The organism is Denitrificimonas halotolerans (assembly GCF_034259425.1).
GTDB lineage: Bacteria > Pseudomonadota > Gammaproteobacteria > Pseudomonadales > Pseudomonadaceae > Denitrificimonas > Denitrificimonas halotolerans.
The window spans coordinates 134,360-152,399 of the sequence record NZ_JAXIVU010000001.1; the positions used below are offsets into that span (position 1 = coordinate 134,360).

Consider the following 18,040-nt stretch of genomic DNA (forward strand, 5'->3'; position numbering starts at 1 on the left):
GCTAGCAAAAAGGAAGTCGATTCATGACGTTGAAAAAAACACGCCCACGAACCCAAGCCGAGCTCGATGCCTACATTGCTGCGCGTCCCAGACCGGTGCGTAATACCTTTGAAGGCATGTACCCTCTGCATGAGGACCTTGAGCTGTCGGATGAACAGGTTCAAATCGTGCTGGACTATCTGCAAGAGGTTAATTTTCATCTGCCTGGCGCCGCTCCACATGAGTTCCTCGTGGTCCGCTGGGCGCGCTACACCGGTTTTCAGTTTATGCAGGAGCCTTTAGATGCCTATGCCATCGGGCTTCGATGCACGCATCCTGGCATGGAGGATCAACATACTTTCATTCGTATGTCCTGGGGTCAGTTGATGGGCGATCCTGAGGCTGTCCGTTTGCCGGTTAACAAACCGGTGCTGGCCAGCGATATGATGACACTCGCACGCTATCGCGACACCCGCACTGGGCCTTCGCGCACCGGCGTTGACGCCTACGGTGCAGCGTCCGAAAGCTCGGTTCCAGGCACCGATTTCGACCTAAAGCTATTGAATGGCGCACTGGATGACGTGCTGGAGCAGCATCTTAGCGGCAAGGGCCGCGAAGTTAACTCATGGTGGGATCCCGCGCTTAATTGGGGGGTCGCGCTGGCAGGGCGCTACCCGCGACTGAAATACTTCGAGTCTAAGGGACGTCTTGATGAGAAAACCTTGGCTGCCTTGCACGCCTTCGAAGCACGGGCAGCGCAGGCGGAAACAGCGCTGCAGGAGCTCGGTCTGGCCACGCTTGAATTCGTGGCCGAGTCTGCGCTTAAACAAGCGGAAAAAGCAGAGACGGGTACATTTTACCGCCGTCATCGCATTCGTGATCCGCAATCGCTCACCAAGTCAGAGCATATATAAGGCACCCAGTTTCAGGACTCATAACTGCAAGTCCAAGTCCTGCCCCTACAACCAAATTAAAAAGCCTTAGCTTTTGGGGCGACAGAGCACTGCACCTTAGCTAAACTTCATACGGCACAATACATCAACCCAACACTGAGCAACCTAAGTCTGACCGTGCCTGGTTAGCTGTACGGATAATTTATGTTTACAAATATGAAAAATGAATGGTTCTTTAATATACGTGGCGACCTGCTGTCAGGTCTTGTAGTTGCTCTTGCACTGATTCCTGAAGCCATCGCATTTTCTATTATTGCTGGGGTTGACCCTAAAGTCGGCCTCTACGCGTCCTTTTGCATTGCCGTAATTATTGCTTTTGTAGGTGGACGCCCTGGTATGATTTCTGCTGCCACGGGTGCTATGGCTTTGCTCATGGTGACCTTAGTGAAACAGCATGGGCTAGAATACTTGCTTGCTGCTACTTTACTCACAGGGGTGCTACAAATTGGAGCAGGCTATTTAAAGCTTGGCGGCCTCATGCGTTTTGTATCTAAGTCTGTGGTGACCGGCTTTGTCAACGCCTTAGCCATTCTAATTTTTATGGCGCAACTACCAGAACTGACCAATGTCACTTGGCATGTCTACGTCATGACCGCCGCAGGATTAGGAATTATCTACCTCTTTCCACTCTTACCTAAAATCGGTAAAAGCCTACCCTCACCACTAGTCTGCATTGTGTTATTAACCGCAGTCGCCATCTATCTTGGCCTAGACATTCGTACGGTGGGCGATATGGGCGAACTTCCGGACACCTTACCCATCTTTTTATGGCCTGAAGTGCCACTGAACTTAGAGACGTTAAAAATTATTCTACCGTACTCTGTTGCCTTAGCCATTGTTGGCTTGCTCGAATCTCTTATGACGGCCACTATTATTGATGACCTCACTGATACTAAAAGCGATCGCAACCGTGAGTGTAAAGGTCAGGGTATCGCTAACATTGGGTCCGGCTTACTCGGCGGAATGGCCGGCTGCGCTATGATTGGTCAGTCAGTCATTAACATTAAATCCGGTGGTCGTGGCCGCCTCTCCACTTTCTGTGCCGGCTTTTTCTTATTAATTATGGTGGTATTCTTAAGTGATTGGATCAGTCAAATCCCTATGGCTGCACTCGTTGCAGTGATGATTATGGTCTCCATTGGTACTTTCTCTTGGACTTCAGTTAAAGACCTTAAGAAAAATCCACTCTCAACCAATATCGTGATGGTGACCACCGTTGCTGTTGTACTCGCTACCCACAACTTAGCCTTAGGTGTCTTGGCAGGTGTGCTTTTAGCTACCCTATTCTTCGCCAATAAAATTGCACGTTTAATGGTAATTAAACAAGAACAGCCAACTGAGCATGAAGTGCACTATCAAGTCGTAGGCCAAGTATTCTTCGCCTCAGCAGAAAAATTTCTTGATTCTTTTGACTTCTCTATTGCCGCCGATAAAGTTGTGATTGATTTAAATCGAGCACATTTCTGGGACCTTACCGCTGTAGCAGCATTAGACAATGTAGTCATTAAGTATCAACGTTTAGGCGCAGAAGTAAGTGTCGTTGGCATGAATGAAGCCAGTAAAACTGTGATTGATAAATTTGCTGTGCACAACGACCCTAAGGCCGTTGAGAAACTATTAAGTGACCACTAAGGACTAAATTATGCAAAAGATTATCGCCTGCATCGATGAATCAACTTGGTCAACAAGTGTTCAAGACTCAGCAATTTGGGCTGCTGGACTACTGCAAAGCCCTCTGATGTTTTTACACAGCATTGAAAGACAGCCACAACCTTTAAGCACAGACTTATCAGGAACCATTGGACTCGGCGCTCGCTCCAAGCTTATGACAGAAATAGCCAGCCTTGACCAGCTGCGTGCCAAGGTATCGCTTGAGCTCGGTAAAGAGCTGTTAGAAGCTGCCGAACTCAAAGCCAACGAGGCGGGCTGCCTCCAAGTAGAGGCAGTACAGCGCCATGGCGAATTTATTGACACGCTATTAAGCTTAGAAAGCTCAGCTCGCCTTGTGATTATTGGCCACTCCGGCACTAAAGCTGGAAAAAACTTTCATGTATTGGGCACCCATGTGGAAAGTTTACTGCGACAAGTCAGTACTCCCGTCCTCATTACACATCATGACTTTACGGTGCCAAAAAACTTTATGCTAGCCTTCGATGGTCGCGAAACCACCGAGCTGGCACTACAACGTATCTTGAACAGCAAATTATTAAACGGCCTAGATTGCCATTTAGTAACCATTAAAAATAAACAAGCAGACCAACAAGAAAAGTTTGATCAAGCCGCTGAGCGTTTAATCTCAGGTGGTTTTAAGGTGACCACTAGTTTCTTAGAGGGCGATATTTCAAAGCAACTTCTAAATTATCAACAGAATAATGCCATTGATATGTTGGTGATGGGAGCCTTCTCTGGCTCACGCTTACGCCAGTTCTTTATTGGCAGTAACACCTTAAAGATGTTGGAAAACTGTGACGTTCCCGTTTTAGTAATGAAATAATGTCTAACTTGTAACTTTATATAGTTTTATGCCGCCCAACAAAGAGTCGAACTGACAGCTTCGGCTCTTTGTATTTTTATACGAATATACTTCACTCGTTGATATGCAACACACTGGCTAAACAATGTCGAATATTGCTCGTACTCGTAACCGCCTTCACATTCGCCTACGACGCTCAGCACGCTGCAAACGTAATTGTTCCTCATCAGCTTCAGATAACACCTCGCACACATATTCAATATGTTGGTTCGATAAACTCCGAGCTCGCTCAGCGTCCCCCTCTTTAATTGCATAGTAAAGTGCACGGTGTTGCTCAATTAGCATCGCGCGCGTTTCACTCCGCTGCGGATACATCCCTCCAATATTGGTAACAACGTTACTGCGCAATAAATCAAACAAACCGCGTATGGTGTGCAACAGCACAACATTGTGACTGGCTTCGGCAATTGCTAAATGAAAACGCGCATCAGCCAAACCTTCTGCTGCACGACACTCACCTCCAGATTTTTCATAACACGCTTCAAGCTCAGCAAAAGCCAAATCTAAGCGCTCTAAATCTGCTGGAGTCGCTCGCAATGCTGCATAATAAGCACAGGCACCTTCCAGCGTATGGCGAAACTCCAATAGATCTTTATGAGCATCATGTTTTTCAGCAAATAAAGCCAACAAAGGATCACTAAAAGTAGCCCCTACTTCATTGCTAACATAGTTTCCTCCTCCTTGACGACTGACCAAGAGTCCTTTAGCCACCAACTTCTGAATAGCTTCGCGCAGAGAAGGACGAGACACGCCAAACTGCTCAGCAAGTTTACGTTCAGCAGGAAGCCGTTCTCCTGCCTGTAGAACACCTTCTAAGATCATGGTTTCCAATTGATCCACAATGTCATCTGACAAACGGCGTTGCTGTATATGTGCAAAGCTCATAGCACTTTCCTTAACTTATTTAAACCGCTATTTAAGCCCAGCTAGATTAGCACAGACGCTTATTTTCAGCTCAGTACTCACCCTAAACTTGAGTCAGAAAAGCCCCATACACCACTAAAGTAGCAGATGAAATATTTGACAGTTTCAGCCCTGCGTATTTAACTAAAAACCTAGAACTGTAAACTGGTCTTACCAATTTATAAAAATAAACTTTTAAGAGCCTAAATCATGTCAAACATGTCTATCGCCCTCAGCTCACTTGCGTGCTGCATCGAGCAGCCAATGGAGTCTCGCCATGTCGCCTAGCATCCTCGCACTCCTTGCTTTCTCACCGATCCTCCTAGCTGCTATCTTGCTAGTCGGACTCCGTTGGCCCGCACGACGCGCAATGCCTTTGGTGTTTATTTTCACCTCAGCCATCGCCTTATATTTCTGGGAGATGAGTTTTAACCGTGTTTTAGCCTCCACCCTTCAAGGGCTAGTCATTACAGCTGGCGTGCTGTGGATTATTTTCGGCGCTATCTTATTACTCAACACCCTTAAACATTCAGGGGCCATTCAAGCCATTCGTGCTGGATTTATTACCATCAGTCCTGACCGCCGTGTACAAGCCATCATCATTGCATGGTTATTTGGTAGCTTTATTGAAGGTGCTTCAGGCTTTGGTACCACAGCAGCCATTGTTGCACCATTATTAGTTGCCATTGGTTTTCCTGCTATGGCTGCCGTTATGCTCGGCATGTTAGTACAAAGCACCCCTGTCTCTTTCGGTGCAGTAGGAACGCCTATTATCATTGGTATTACCGGAGGGCTCGATACAGAATCAGTCAGCGCCCAGCTCTTAACCAACGGTTCAGACTGGGAAACCTTTATCCAGTTAATCACCAGCCAAGTAGCGATTATTCATGCCATTGTTGGCACCATCATTCCCTTAATTATGGTACTGATGATGACACGCTTTTTTGGTAAAGAAAAAAGTTGGAAAGCCGGTTTTGCTATTCTGCCTTTTGCTCTGTTTGCAGGTCTCGCATTCACCATCCCTTACGCTGCAACAGGTATTTTATTAGGTCCTGAATTCCCGTCTTTACTCGGTGGCTTAATCGGCTTAGCTATTGTCACTACAGCCGCACGCTTTAATTTTTTAACACCCAAACAATCTTGGGATTTTGCTCCCGCCAAAGAATGGCCAAGCCAATGGCTAGGCTCTATTGAAATCAAAGTCGACAATGCAACTTGCAAGCCTATGAGCAGCGCACGCGCATGGATCCCATACATTTTAGTAGGCGTACTGTTAGTCATCAGTCGCGTGTTTCCCAGTGTGGGTAACGCAATGAAAGAAGTGATTGTTAAGTTTCCCAACATCTTAGGGGAAACAGGCATTAACGCAGACTTTATGCCCCTCTATTTACCGGGTGGCATCTTGATTTTTGTCGCATGCTGCGCATTCTTCATTCACAAAATGCAATGGTCAACTTTCCGTGCTGCCTTAAGCGAATCCAGTCGCATTCTGCTAGGTGCTGGCTTTGTTTTACTGTTTACCATCCCGATGGTGCGCATTCTGATTAATTCAGGGGTTAATGCGGCAGATATTCCAAGTATGCCCATTGCTATGGCCCGTTTTATTGCTGACAGTGTAGGCGATATCTACCCATTACTCGCACCGAGTATTGGTGCGTTGGGTGCTTTTATTGCGGGTTCAAACACTATCAGTAACATGATGTTTAGTCAGTTCCAGTTTGGCGTAGCAGAAAATCTAGGCATCTCCAGTGCGCTGATTCTTGCAGGCCAAGCCATCGGTGCCGCTGCCGGTAATATGATCGCGATACACAACGTAGTCGCAGCCTCAGCTACCGTTGGCCTACTCGGCCAAGAAGGTACTATTATCAGAAAAACTATCTGGCCAACCTTGTATTACGCCTTCTTTACCGGTTTGATTGTGCTGCTGGCCATCACTGTATTAGGCATTAGCGATCCACTAGTTCCTTAGTTCAAGCTCAACGAGCTCTATTCACTACAGAGCTCGTTTGAACTTCACTATCAACAGCGCCGGAGCTTTCGATGAGTAATCTTTTTTATAATGCAGCGCCACAAGAAACTCGTATAGCAGCACCACAAAAAGCTGCGCGACAATACCCAGCTCACAAACCCAAAACCGTTTACTTATTTGGCACTTGTGTGGTGGATCTATTTTTCCCTGAAGCAGGGATGGATGCCATTCACTTACTCGAACGTGAAGGTATTAACGTGGACTTCCCGCAAGATCAAAGTTGCTGCGGCCAGCCCGCTTACACTTCTGGCTACACCGAGCAAGCGCGGGAAGTCGCCCGCACTCAGGTCGAGCTATTCAAAGGTGGCTGGCCCGTTATTGTGACTTCTGGCTCTTGTGCCGGCATGTTCCGTGAGCATTATCCTGATTTATTTAAAGATGAACCTGAGATGTTGGCAAAGGTACAAGAGTTGGCCGACCGTACCTATGAATTAACTGAATTTCTCTTGCATGTCTGTCAAGTTCAGCTCACTGACCAAGGTGAGCCGTTGCAAATCGCACTGCATACGTCCTGTTCAGCACGTCGCGAAATGAACACTCATCTACATGCCCGTGCTCTAATCGGCCAATTAGAGCACGTCGAACGTGTAGAGCATGATCATGAAAGTGAATGTTGTGGTTTTGGTGGTACCTTCTCTGTGCGAATGCCCGATATTTCTGGCGCCATGGTGGCCGATAAAACACAGGCCCTACAGGCTAGCGGAGCACAGCAAGTGGTCAGCGCTGACTGCGGCTGCTTATTGAATATTAATGGCGCTTTTGACAAGCAAAACATTCCATTAGCAGGGCAACATATCGCCAGCTTTTTATGGCAACGCACCCAGTCCAAGCAGGAGCCAAGCACATGACTAGCCAACGTATTCATGCTGTCGATGTGACCGCGCGCAACCTCAAAGCGAACGCGCATCTGTCGTTAAAAGACCAACAACTGCGCAACAACATGCGCAGCGCTATGGATTCTTTGATCAGCAAGCGCTTAATTTCCATGCCAGACGAGGATGAGCGGGAAAACCTACGCGAACTGGGCAATAAAGTTCGCGCACGTGCTTTGTCGCAACTCCCTGATTTACTGGAACAATTAGAGAGTAAGCTCACTCAACAAGGGGTGCAGGTACATTGGGCTAGCAGCACCGAAGAAGCCAACGACATTGTCCTAAAAATTGCCCAAGCTCGTAACGCTAAGCAGGTGATTAAAGGTAAATCCATGGTCAGCGAAGAAATGGCCATGAATGAACACCTCACTAAACACGGTATCGAAGCCCTTGAATCCGATATGGGTGAATACATTATCCAACTGGATAATGAAAAGCCCACCCATATTATTATGCCGGCTATCCATAAAAACGCTGAACAAGTAGGTCGCTTATTTGAAAATCGCTTAGCCTTGCCCTATACCGATGACGTAGACAGCCTGATCCAATCAGCTCGCAGTATTTTGCGAGAAAAATTCTTTCATGCTGATATCGGCGTCTCGGGGGTCAACTTTGCAGTGGCAGAAACCGGAACGCTGATTCTGGTAGAAAATGAAGGCAATGGCCGGATGTCTACCACTGTGCCGCCGGTGCATATTGCAGTGACTGGCATTGAAAAAGTTGTCGCCAACATGCAAGACACCGTGCCCTTATTGTCGTTATTGACCCGATCAGCATTGGGGCAAGGCATCACCACCTATGTAAATATGATTTCAGCACCGCGCCAACTCGGCGAACTGGACGGTCCTGAAGAAGTGCATCTTGTGTTGTTGGATAACGGCCGCAGCCAAGCCTTTGCTGACGCTGAACTGCGCCAAACTCTGAACTGCATCCGCTGCGGCGCCTGTATGAACCACTGCCCAGTCTACACCCGTATTGGCGGGCAAGCTTACGGCACTGTGTACCCTGGCCCCATTGGTAAAATCATCTCACCGCATTTATTGAGTTTAGAAAATACTCCAGATCACCCATCAGCTTCATCACTCTGTGGTGCGTGCGGCGAGGTGTGTCCGGTAAAAATCCCCATTCCTGCCCTATTGCGCCGTTTACGGGAAGAAAACGTTAAATCACCCAAGCAACAACCGCAGGTTATGGATGGACAAGGCAGCCGTTACTCAGTCACAGAACGTGCGTTATGGACCGGTTGGCAGTACTTCAATAGCAAACCTTTACTGTATAAAGCTGGTACTTTCTTAGCCACGCGCATGAGCAGTTTGACCCCAAATAAGCTTGGTCCATGGACACAAAACCATAGTGCTCCCAAGCCAGCAAAGCGCAGCCTGCATGAATTAGCAAAACAGCATTTGGAGAAAAAATCATGAGTGCACGGGACAAGATTTTAGCCAGCTTACGCAGCAGCCTCGCCGGCACCACACCGATCCCTGATCCTTTCGATGCAGCACTGGTCGATGATCCGTGGCGTTACAAAGCTACTGAACGCGTGACTCGCCTGAAAGAGTTAATGGGAGCGGTACACAGTGAGGTGCACCTAACAACCGAGGCTGACTGGCCCAAGTTACTCCACGATCTGCTGAACCAGCGCAAAATTAACAAATTACTCGTGGCGCCAAGCACCCATCATGGGCAAGCTTTTAGTACCTATTGCCAAACACACAGCACTGATTTACAACTCTTGGCTTACGAGCGCCCGATCGAAGAGTGGAAGCGCGAATTGTTTGATGAGGTGCCAGCCAGTTTAACGGGTACTTTGGCAGGGATTGCTGCCACCGGAACTTTAGTGGTGCAGCCCAGCCCTGCTGAACCACGCTTAATGAGCTTAGTTCCACCGCTGCATATTGCTTTACTGAAAGCCAGTCAGATCCACGACAACCTCTATCAAGCACAGCAGCACTGGCCAAAGCCTATGCCGAGTAACTTACTGCTCATTTCTGGCCCATCTAAAACGGCCGATATTGAGCAAGTCTTAGCTTACGGTGCCCACGGTCCAAAAGATTTGATTGTGTTAATTATGGAGGATGCATGAGCCTGCCTGAAGCTTTTTTATCAGCCGTTCAGGAAGAAATTCCAACACATCGCTGTTTTACCGATCCTCTATCAATGCTCACTTTTGGTACTGATGCAAGCTTTTATCGTTTACTTCCAAAACTGGTGGTGCGCGTTGAATCTGAAGATGAAGTCGCATTTTTATTGCGCCAGGCTAGCATCTATCGTATTCCAGTAACCTTTCGCGCAGCCGGTACAAGTCTGTCTGGGCAGGCTATCAGTGATTCTGTCTTAATAGTCCTTGGTGATCATTGGAATCACAAAGAGATCCTCGACAACGGGCAACGTATTCGCTTACAACCAGGAGTTATTGGGGCGCATGCAAACCAAGCACTCTCCCATTTACAGCGTAAAATTGGCCCAGACCCTGCTTCAATTAACGCCGCTAAAATCGGTGGTATTGTTGCCAACAACTCTAGCGGTATGTGTTGTGGCACTGCACAAAACAGCTATCAAACCTTAGCTGCTATGCGCTTATTGTTAGCCGACGGCAGTCTACTAGATAGCGCTGATTTAGCTAGCCTCAGCCAGTTTCGTCACACCCATCATGCCCTGCTTGAGCAATTAACCCTGTTAGCTGAAGAAACCCGCAATAATCCTGAATTAGCCGCCAAGATTAAACACAAGTACCGTTTAAAAAACACTACAGGGTTATCGCTTAATGCATTGATTGATTTCACTGACCCTGTGGATATCCTGACCCACTTAATGGTTGGCTCAGAGGGTACCCTTGGTTTTATCAGTTCAGTAACCTACAACACTGTTCCTGATTACCCACACAAAGCCACTGCTTTAATCGTTTTCCCCAGTGTCGAAATTTGCTGCCAAGCCGTGGTGGTATTGAAGCAACAAGCGGTCTCAGCAGTTGAGCTACTTGACCGACGCAGCTTACGCAGCGTGCAGCATATGGCCGGCATGCCTCAATGGATTGAGCAACTGAGCGATTCAGCCTGCGCCTTATTGATTGAATCTCGCGCAGCCGACAACACCTTACTCGAACAGCAGCTGCAGCAAATCAACGCCAGTATTGCGCAATTTCCCACAGAACAGCATATTGCTTTTAGCCAAGATCCTGCAGTGTACGAACTACTCTGGCGCATGCGCAAAGATACCTTTCCTGCTGTGGGGGCTGTGCGTGAAAATGGCACTACCGTTATTATTGAAGACGTCACCTTTCCTCTTGAGCATTTAGCCGAAGGGGTTAATCGCCTACTAGACTTGCTTGATAAGCATCAATACGACGAAGCTATTTTATTCGGCCATGCACTGGAAGGTAATTTACATTTTGTCTTTACTCAGCGCTTTGACCAAGCTGAAGAAGTCGCACGTTATCGCGCTTTTATGGAAGAAGTCAGCCATTTGGTTGCGGTTGAGTTCGGTGGCGCATTAAAAGCTGAACACGGTACCGGACGTAATATGGCACCCTTTGTTGAGCTAGAATGGGGTAGCGATGCCTACCAACTGATGTGGCGTATTAAACGTCTTTTGGACCCACAAGGTATTTTAAACCCAGATGTGGTGCTGTCAGAAGATCCAGAGATTCATCTCAAAAATCTCAAGCCTATGCCTGAAGCCAACCCATTAATTGACAAGTGTATCGAGTGCGGCTTTTGTGAACCTGTCTGTCCTGCCCATGGATTAACCTTGTCTCCACGTCAACGTATTGTTGCTTGGCGAGATATTCAAGACAAACAGCGTAATGACATTGATACCACTGAACTGGAAGCACGCTATCAATACCATGGTATTGATACTTGTGCAGCCACAGGCTTATGTGCACAACGCTGCCCCGTTGGCATCAACACCGGTGATTTAGTTCGCGAACTACGCGCTCAACAAGCTAAGCACCCCAAGGCAGCACAGCACCTAGCTCGTTCATTCTCTCAAGCAGCCCGTACCGCTCGCTGGTCTTTAACAGCTGCTGAAGTGGTACGTAAAGTACTCGGTGCACCACGTATGCACCGTTGGTCACTGTATCTACACCAACGTTTTGCACAGTTACCTGTCTACCTACCAGCCACTCCTAAAGCTATTAAAGTTAGGCCTAATAACTCTCACCCCAATAGTAAGCCTCGTGTAGTTTATTTCACTTCTTGCGTCTCTCAAGTCATGGGACCTGCACATTTAGATGCAGAGCAAACACCTCTACGTGCAAAGACCCAAGCCCTACTTGAAAAGGCAGGTTTTAATGTAATTTACCCTGATGCACTCGATAATCAATGCTGTGGACAGCCCTTTGCCTCTAAAGGCTATCCAAAAGAGGCCGCAAATAAACTTAATGAATTAGCGGTCGTTCTCTTACATGCTAGCCGCAATGGTCTTGATCCCATTTACTCAGACACCAGCCCTTGCACATTGCGCTTGCTAAAAGACTTAAAGGATCCACGCTTGAAAATTTATGACTCAACCCACTTCTTAAAAGAAGAAGTCTTGCCTCGGCTCGAGATTCAACCATTAACGAGCAAAATTGCTGTGCATATCACCTGCAGTACTCAGCACCTACAGCAAGCCGATAATTTTTTAGCTGTAGCTCGAGCTTGTGCGCAGGACGTTGTTATACCTGAAGGCATTCATTGCTGTGGCTTTGCTGGTGATAAAGGTTTTACTTTACCAGCACTCAATCAACACTCATTGCGCGATTTAGCCCATCAAGTAGAAGGATGTAGCGCAGGCTTCTCAACCAGCCGTACCTGTGAAGTGGGCTTAAGCAGCTACAGTGAACTGAGCTACCAACACTTAGTGTACTTAGTAGATAAAGCAAGTCGCGCGAAACATTAAAGCGCATAGGCTGAGTGGCCTGACCACCACTCAGCCCATCATATAAAGTAAAGTATAAAATCCAACTAAACTGACTAATACCGATAGCAGCATATTCTTAATGACTAAGGCACAGCCAATACTCAACAACGCAGCATAAGTATAAGGATTGCTAGTCAAACCATTTAAACCGCTGTCACCTAATAAAATCGGCCCACAAATTGCAGTTAATAAACAAGGCGCAGAATACTGCAATGATTGCCGAATAAAATCAGGCAAACGAATTGGTAAACGCGGCTCTAGTAATAAATAGCGATTAAACAGCACAACTCCCGCTAAGACGAAAATTAGCAACCAAATCATGGTCCCTCTCCTCGCCATCGAGCAACACCCACTGCACAAAGCATCCCTAACAACCCTGCAATGACTATGGCCCCAGCCACTGCCAAACTATTTAGCAGCAAAGATAAAATCAAAGCAACAAGCACGCCAACTAAGCTACTTAAGCGTTTAATCATAGGAACAACGATGGCAATAAAAGTAGCCACAATAGAAAAATCTAAGTGATAGTCAGCCAAGTTGGGTACTGATGCAGCCAAAAGGACACCAACAATAGTAAAAAAAATCCAAGATAAATAAAAACACAGCCCTGCTCCCATCAAGTAAGCAAAGTCATAGGATCGCTTACCGACACTCAAAGCAAAAAGCTCATCTGTTAATAAAAATGCCACCGGCAAGCGTTTACGCAACGGCAAACTGGACACATGCTCACGTAAAATTAAGGCATAAAGCAAATGTTGTGCAGTAATCACAAAAATGGTTAAACAAATAGCAATGAAACCACTACCTGCAGCCACCATACTGATAGTCACGAGTTGCGCAGCACCTGCAAAGACAAACACCGATAACCCTACACTCTGTAACGGTGTAAACCCTTGACTAACAGCCATAGAGCCCGCGAGTACGCCCCAAGGCAAAACAGCTAAACACAAAGGAATAATATGCAAAGCACCCAACCAAAATCGTTGAGGACTGGAAGACAACGGATCACTCATAAAAAGTCTGCTAGACATCAAAGCTATCTAGTCTAACGGAAAATTCATGACAAGAGTTCGTAGAAAGGGGGTGTTTTATAACAGGCATAAAAAAAGGGTAAACCCTGAGGTTTACCCTTTCTATTCGTTAACTATCTATTTAAATTAGAGAGCTACGATGTTTGCTGCTTGCAGACCTTTCTGTCCGTTCTCTACTTCGAACTGAACACGCTGACCTTCTGCAAGAGTTTTAAAACCTTCGCTTTGAATTGCACTGAAGTGAGCAAATACGTCTGGACCAGACTCTTGCTGGATGAAGCCGAAGCCTTTCTCATCGTTGAACCATTTTACAGTGCCGGTAGTTGTATTAGACATAATAACATCCTAAATTTTAAACTTAATATTTGCCTTCAATGAAGACGGGAATAGCATGAAGATTGTAGCCTTGAACTTAGATACTGCAGGACGGGATTACGAATAATACAACGAACATGTAGTGTAGATCAGTTACTTCTTACTAGCTGCTGACCAGTGTATAGAGCTGTTGGTGGCTTGTCTAGCTTTATTCTACTTATTTATCTCACAGATACGCTTTAAGTGCATAAAAAAAACAAAATAAATAAAAACACCTATAAAATTCAATCACTTAGCTTTCCGCCAATGCAGCAGCCTCTTCTACATTCACTGTAACTAATCGCGAACAACCAGGCTCATGCATAGTAACGCCTAATAGCTGGTCAGCCTTTTCCATCGCAATTTTATTATGTGTGATATAAATGAACTGTACTGTGTCAGACATTTCTTTAACCAGTCGCGCATAACGAGCCACATTAGCATCATCCAAGGGCGCATCCACTTCGTCTAACATACAAAAAGGAGCTGGATTAAGCTGGAAGATAGCAAACACCAGCGCCAGTGCAGTCAAAGCTTTTTCACCACCAGATAGTAAATGAATGGTACTGTTTTTTTTACCTGGTGGCCGCGCCATAATAGCCACACCAGTGCTGAGCAAGTCATCACCTGTCATCTCTAAACTGGCATACCCACCACCAAAGACTTTTGGAAAGAGCTTTTGCAACCCCTGATTAATACGATCAAAGGTTTCTTTAAAACGATTTCGTGTTTCACGGTCAATTTTTCGAATCACATTTTCCAATGTATCTAGCGCTTCTACCAGGTCATCATTTTGTGTGTCTAAGTAAGTTTTACGTTCCGTCTGCTGCTTATATTCCTCAATCGCCGCTAAATTAATCGCGCCTAAACGCTCGATGCGTGTGACCACTTCAGCAATTTTATCTTCCCACACACCAATTTGAGCATCAGCAGGCAATTGCTCAAGTAACCCATGCACATCCAACTGCAACGCTTGTAACTGCTGATTAAATGCTTCTTTTTGTACCTTTAAGCCTTGCAAGGTTAAACGTTGCTGCTCAAGTTCCTCACGCACGCCTTGAGCATGTTGCTCAGCTTGACTACGCTGTTTGTCAGCATCCCGCATTTGCACACCCACATCATCTAAAGCTGTACGCGCTGCCCTCAACTCATCATCTACCGCCAAACGCTTCTCTAATAACTCTTCGAGTTGTGCGCTCAGCTCATCAAGCGGAGACTCACCCTCTACTAAATTCAAACTCAGCTGTTCACGTCGTTGATTAGCTTGGGCAAATTGTTGTTGTAAGCGTTGTAAAGCTTGTTCTGTAGAATGTTTTTGTGTCGTCAAAGTGCTGATACGCAAAGCCAGCTGATGCACACTACTTTTGTCCTGCTGCGCCTGTTGGCGTAGCTGCTTAAACCGACTCCTTAACTGCTCCTGCTCAGACTGTAGAATCTGTTGCTGCTGCTCCGTTTCCGCCATGCCGTCTAAGGCCCCTTGCAACAATAAACGAGCCTCAGCAATTTGCTCTACTGCAATGCGCTGCTGTTCAGCAATGTCGGTCAACTCCTCGTTAATTCCCTGACGCCGTAACTGCTGCTGCTCTATACGCGCAGCATTAGCCGACAGTTGATTACTTAATTGACTCAACTGACGATGGGTTTCTTTTTCATCACGGCGTAACTGCTCACTGAGCTCTTGGCTAACAGCGCACTGCTCCTGTAAAACGTGCAGCTGCTCATCTAAACTATCTCGTTGTATTTCTAACTCAGCAGCACGCAGATGCAATTCATCCAACTCTTGCGCGCGCGCCAATACTCCCGAACTGTGCGCCTCACCGCGCCGCACTGTAAAAAAATGTGCACCAAGCCAATAACCATCCTTACTGACGACACTTTCACCTACCTTTAATTGGAGACGCAACTCCAACGCCTGCTCCAAGCTCTCCACCGCATAAACATGCGCCAGCCAAGGCGATAGGTTTATAACAGAGGCCTGCACTTTGGTTAATAAGCTGCCTTTAACTGGTGCAACTGCAGCACTCTCATTCACTAAGCGCAGATGCCCACCAGTGAAACTGTTAAAATCCAAATCGATCCAATGATCGACCTGAACGGCTTGTAAATCAGCAGCAAGTACGGTTTCCACAGCCAACTCCCAACCTGCTGCAACCTTCAGCCCCGACAACAAACGTGGTTGTCGTTGTAAGTGCTGTGCCTCTAACCACGTTTGCAAACCCTGCTCAGGATGAAGCGCCGCCTGCTGTAAAGCTTCCAGTGCAGAAATGCGCCCATGTAAGCGCTGCAGCTGACCTTGGGCTTGCTGTTGTTGCTGCTGCTTAGATGTGAGTTGATGCTGTGTATCTTGCAGCTGTGCCTTGTGCATTTGCTGGGTCTTAAATAACTCATCTAGTCGCACCTGAGTTTCATCAACATGCTCTTGAAGCTCATCTAAAGTAACTTCTAAAGGATCATCCTGCAGGCTGTGCAGCTCATCTTGCAAACGTTGTTGCCGCTGCCTAAGGCGCTGACTATTTTGCTCTAACTGATCAATGCGCGTGCGCTGCACACTCGCTTCATTCTTTGGCTGAGCACTATGCGCAGAGACAAAGTTCCATCGTTCCTGCCAGTCTTGCATCGCCTCTTCTGCTTGCAAAAAAGCTGCTGCGGAACAAGCCTCATTCTGCTCAGCCTCGATATGTTGCTCTGTGACCCACAGCAATTCCTCTGTTAAATCAGCAAGTAATTCACGATCACTAGCTAAGTGCATTTCAGCTTCCAAACGGATCCGCTCAGCCTCATGCAAATCGTCTTGCAGCTGCCTCAGGCGCTGCTGTGCGTGCTGTATGCTTTGCTCCTGACGCGCAATATCAGCCCCAAGAGCGTAAAAGCGCCCTTGCACACGATTAAAAGTATCTGACAGCTCGTGATGTTTATCTCGCAGCACTTCAATCTTAGCGTCAGCCTGACGCTGCTCGGCAATATGTGCCTCAAGCGCCGTTTCCAACTCAGCAACTTTCCTCTCATGCACTCCACTCAGCCCATTCAACTCTTGCCAACGAAGTGCCAACAACTGAGCTTGCAAATTGTGTTGCTCTGCTTGATAGGTTTGATATTTTTCTGCTGCGTTCGCTTGGCGTTGCAGGCGCTCAATTTGCCGACTGAGTTCATCACGTAAGTCACATAAACGCTCTAAATTTTCTTGAGTACGACGAATACGGTTCTCAGTTTCACGGCGTCGTTCTTTATATTTAGAAATACCCGCTGCTTCTTCAATAAAAATACGTAAATCATCAGGGCGCGCTTCTACTAAGCGAGAAATCATCCCCTGCTCAATAATGGCGTAACTGCGTGGACCTAAACCAGTACCAAGAAAGATATCAGTAATGTCACGACGACGGCACTTCACCCCATTTAAAAAATAAGTACTTTGCGCTTCACGGGTGACACGTCGACGAATGGAGATTTCCGCATAACTGGCGTACTCCCCTTGCAAGGTTCCTTCACTGTTATCAAACACCAGCTCAATGCTGGCTTGCGATACCGGCTTACGCGTATTAGAACCATTGAAGATCACGTCCGTCATGGACTCGCCACGTAGATTTTTCGCCGAACTCTCGCCCAACACCCAGCGCACTGCATCAATGATATTAGACTTGCCACAACCATTAGGCCCAACTACTGCGCTCATATTGCTTGGAAAGCTGACAGTTGTGGGGTCTACAAAAGATTTAAAACCCGCTAAGCGAATGCTCTTTAATCGCATAACATCAGCGCTCTCTCGGCAGTGCATGTAACACTAACTGGCAATTTCGTTGTGTATGGTCCTGTAACAGCAAACGAATTTCATCAATTCGACGCCCCTGAACCGCCAACAATAGCTGAACAAAAATGCGTACAAACCTTTCCATTTTCGCGCCTCGCTGTTGAAAAGCCAAATAGTAGGTACGCCGCACAGCTGGAATCATATGAACCAACACCTCTTCTAAATAGAGATTTTGTACAGCAAGCACAGCAACCGCAATAATCGAAAAACACTGGCGCGTGAAACCTTCAATATTGCTCTGCATTGCACGACGCAGCTTTAGTAAAACCAGCAATTGACGCTCCGTATGCCAACTCTGCGCTAGCAAAGCGCCCAGCAAGATGTAAAGCTCAGTACTTAAATCATATAAATCTTGAATATTTTGCACAGTCAGTACACGAAACTGAACACTAGGGTATGGAAAAATATCGACCAAATAGCGCCGCTGCAAAACTAATAAAGCCTCCCGTACGGAGCTGAGCCCTACCTGATACTCTCGAGTCAGCGCCATTTCACGTAAGGGAGCCCCACAATCAAGCTCTCCGCAAATAATTCGCAGTGCAAAATGATCAGCAATATTTAACGCCACTCTGCCAGCATCGTGCTGCAACATAAACCGCTCATCAATGTCTACCAAAACAAGCCATCCAGTGTAGCAAAATTTGTCCAACACCACCCTGCTGATTAAGGAACTCAGTCA

General features: G+C 46.7%; 14 protein-coding genes. 8 read left to right on the forward strand and 6 right to left on the reverse strand.

Translation table 11 applies throughout. The features are described 5' to 3' along the window. Window positions 1-23 precede the first annotated feature (23 nt). The 3 genes from TOI97_RS00600 (at window position 24) to TOI97_RS00610 (ending at window position 3,426) form a co-directional block, all read left to right on the forward strand. Window positions 24-893 (forward strand): hypothetical protein, encoded by an 870-nt coding sequence (locus TOI97_RS00600; protein ID WP_321552187.1) that lies wholly within the window; start codon window positions 24-26, stop codon window positions 891-893. A gap of 195 nt (window positions 894-1,088) precedes the next feature. Continuing rightward, the gene (locus TOI97_RS00605) at window positions 1,089-2,564 is read left to right on the forward strand and encodes a SulP family inorganic anion transporter (protein ID WP_456077543.1); all 1,476 of its coding nucleotides are present in this window, start codon (window positions 1,089-1,091) and stop codon (window positions 2,562-2,564) included. 10 nt (window positions 2,565-2,574) lie between these two features. Next, complete coding sequence (locus tag TOI97_RS00610; RefSeq protein ID WP_321552189.1) at window positions 2,575-3,426, forward strand: universal stress protein; 852 nt, start codon at window positions 2,575-2,577, stop codon at window positions 3,424-3,426. A 156-nt stretch (window positions 3,427-3,582) separates the two neighbouring features. Here TOI97_RS00610 and TOI97_RS00615 read toward each other — a convergent pair whose 3' ends face one another. Then, window positions 3,583-4,350 (reverse strand): FCD domain-containing protein, encoded by a 768-nt coding sequence (locus tag TOI97_RS00615; RefSeq protein ID WP_321552190.1) that lies wholly within the window; start codon window positions 4,348-4,350, stop codon window positions 3,583-3,585. Between the two features lie 295 nt (window positions 4,351-4,645). Here TOI97_RS00615 and TOI97_RS00620 point away from each other — a divergent pair, with 295 nt between their 5' ends. The 5 genes from TOI97_RS00620 to TOI97_RS00640 all read left to right on the forward strand — a co-directional run bounded on the left by TOI97_RS00620 (window position 4,646) and on the right by TOI97_RS00640 (window position 12,150). Continuing rightward, a complete protein-coding gene (locus TOI97_RS00620; RefSeq protein ID WP_321552191.1) occupies window positions 4,646-6,337 on the forward strand; it encodes an L-lactate permease in 1,692 nt (563 codons plus the stop codon). A gap of 71 nt (window positions 6,338-6,408) precedes the next feature. After that, on the forward strand, window positions 6,409-7,245 hold the full coding sequence (locus tag TOI97_RS00625; protein WP_321552192.1) for a (Fe-S)-binding protein: 837 nt from the start codon (window positions 6,409-6,411) through the stop codon (window positions 7,243-7,245). Then, the gene (locus TOI97_RS00630) at window positions 7,242-8,690 is read left to right on the forward strand and encodes a LutB/LldF family L-lactate oxidation iron-sulfur protein (protein ID WP_321552193.1); all 1,449 of its coding nucleotides are present in this window, start codon (window positions 7,242-7,244) and stop codon (window positions 8,688-8,690) included. Before TOI97_RS00625 ends, TOI97_RS00630 begins: the two co-directional genes overlap by 4 nt. Then, window positions 8,687-9,352 carry a LutC/YkgG family protein gene (locus TOI97_RS00635; protein WP_321552194.1) on the forward strand — a complete coding sequence of 222 codons (666 nt, stop codon included), beginning with the start codon at window positions 8,687-8,689 and terminating at the stop codon, window positions 9,350-9,352. Before TOI97_RS00630 ends, TOI97_RS00635 begins: the two co-directional genes overlap by 4 nt. Further along, the gene (locus TOI97_RS00640; protein WP_321552195.1) at window positions 9,349-12,150 is read left to right on the forward strand and encodes an FAD-binding and (Fe-S)-binding domain-containing protein; all 2,802 of its coding nucleotides are present in this window, start codon (window positions 9,349-9,351) and stop codon (window positions 12,148-12,150) included. Before TOI97_RS00635 ends, TOI97_RS00640 begins: the two co-directional genes overlap by 4 nt. 30 nt (window positions 12,151-12,180) lie before the next feature. On the opposite strand, the gene TOI97_RS00645 is transcribed toward TOI97_RS00640, so the two are convergent. From TOI97_RS00645 to TOI97_RS00665, 5 genes are all read right to left on the reverse strand, one after another. Further along, window positions 12,181-12,492, reverse strand: coding sequence for an AzlD domain-containing protein (locus tag TOI97_RS00645; RefSeq protein ID WP_321552196.1), 312 nt, complete (start codon window positions 12,490-12,492; stop codon window positions 12,181-12,183). Beyond that, a complete protein-coding gene (locus tag TOI97_RS00650; RefSeq protein ID WP_321552197.1) occupies window positions 12,489-13,202 on the reverse strand; it encodes an AzlC family ABC transporter permease in 714 nt (237 codons plus the stop codon). Before TOI97_RS00650 ends, TOI97_RS00645 begins: the two co-directional genes overlap by 4 nt. A gap of 126 nt (window positions 13,203-13,328) precedes the next feature. After that, window positions 13,329-13,538, reverse strand: a complete 210-nt coding sequence (locus TOI97_RS00655; protein WP_321552198.1) for a cold-shock protein — start codon at window positions 13,536-13,538, stop codon at window positions 13,329-13,331. A gap of 271 nt (window positions 13,539-13,809) precedes the next feature. Then, window positions 13,810-17,301, reverse strand: a complete 3,492-nt coding sequence (smc, locus tag TOI97_RS00660) for a chromosome segregation protein SMC (protein WP_321552199.1) — start codon at window positions 17,299-17,301, stop codon at window positions 13,810-13,812. A 4-nt stretch (window positions 17,302-17,305) separates the two neighbouring features. Further along, a complete protein-coding gene (locus TOI97_RS00665; protein WP_321552200.1) occupies window positions 17,306-17,953 on the reverse strand; it encodes a GntR family transcriptional regulator in 648 nt (215 codons plus the stop codon). Between the last annotated feature and the right edge of the window lie 87 nt (window positions 17,954-18,040).

What these genes read in the sequence shown, in the direction of transcription:
- TOI97_RS00625 (WP_321552192.1), top strand. Translation starts at nt 6,409, where the DNA reads ATGAGTAATCTTTTTTATAATGCAGCGCCACAAGAAACTCGTATAGCA.
- TOI97_RS00655 (WP_321552198.1), bottom strand. Translation starts at nt 13,538, where the DNA reads ATGTCTAATACAACTACCGGCACTGTAAAATGGTTCAACGATGAGAAA.
- TOI97_RS00640 (WP_321552195.1), top strand. Translation starts at nt 9,349, where the DNA reads ATGAGCCTGCCTGAAGCTTTTTTATCAGCCGTTCAGGAAGAAATTCCA.
- TOI97_RS00610 (WP_321552189.1), top strand. Translation starts at nt 2,575, where the DNA reads ATGCAAAAGATTATCGCCTGCATCGATGAATCAACTTGGTCAACAAGT.
- TOI97_RS00630 (WP_321552193.1), top strand. Translation starts at nt 7,242, where the DNA reads ATGACTAGCCAACGTATTCATGCTGTCGATGTGACCGCGCGCAACCTC.
- TOI97_RS00615 (WP_321552190.1), bottom strand. Translation starts at nt 4,350, where the DNA reads ATGAGCTTTGCACATATACAGCAACGCCGTTTGTCAGATGACATTGTG.
- TOI97_RS00605 (WP_456077543.1), top strand. Translation starts at nt 1,089, where the DNA reads ATGAAAAATGAATGGTTCTTTAATATACGTGGCGACCTGCTGTCAGGT.
- TOI97_RS00635 (WP_321552194.1), top strand. Translation starts at nt 8,687, where the DNA reads ATGAGTGCACGGGACAAGATTTTAGCCAGCTTACGCAGCAGCCTCGCC.
- TOI97_RS00650 (WP_321552197.1), bottom strand. Translation starts at nt 13,202, where the DNA reads ATGTCTAGCAGACTTTTTATGAGTGATCCGTTGTCTTCCAGTCCTCAA.
- TOI97_RS00665 (WP_321552200.1), bottom strand. Translation starts at nt 17,953, where the DNA reads ATGTTGCAGCACGATGCTGGCAGAGTGGCGTTAAATATTGCTGATCAT.
- TOI97_RS00600 (WP_321552187.1), top strand. Translation starts at nt 24, where the DNA reads ATGACGTTGAAAAAAACACGCCCACGAACCCAAGCCGAGCTCGATGCC.
- TOI97_RS00620 (WP_321552191.1), top strand. Translation starts at nt 4,646, where the DNA reads ATGTCGCCTAGCATCCTCGCACTCCTTGCTTTCTCACCGATCCTCCTA.
- TOI97_RS00645 (WP_321552196.1), bottom strand. Translation starts at nt 12,492, where the DNA reads ATGATTTGGTTGCTAATTTTCGTCTTAGCGGGAGTTGTGCTGTTTAAT.
- smc (WP_321552199.1), bottom strand. Translation starts at nt 17,301, where the DNA reads ATGCGATTAAAGAGCATTCGCTTAGCGGGTTTTAAATCTTTTGTAGAC.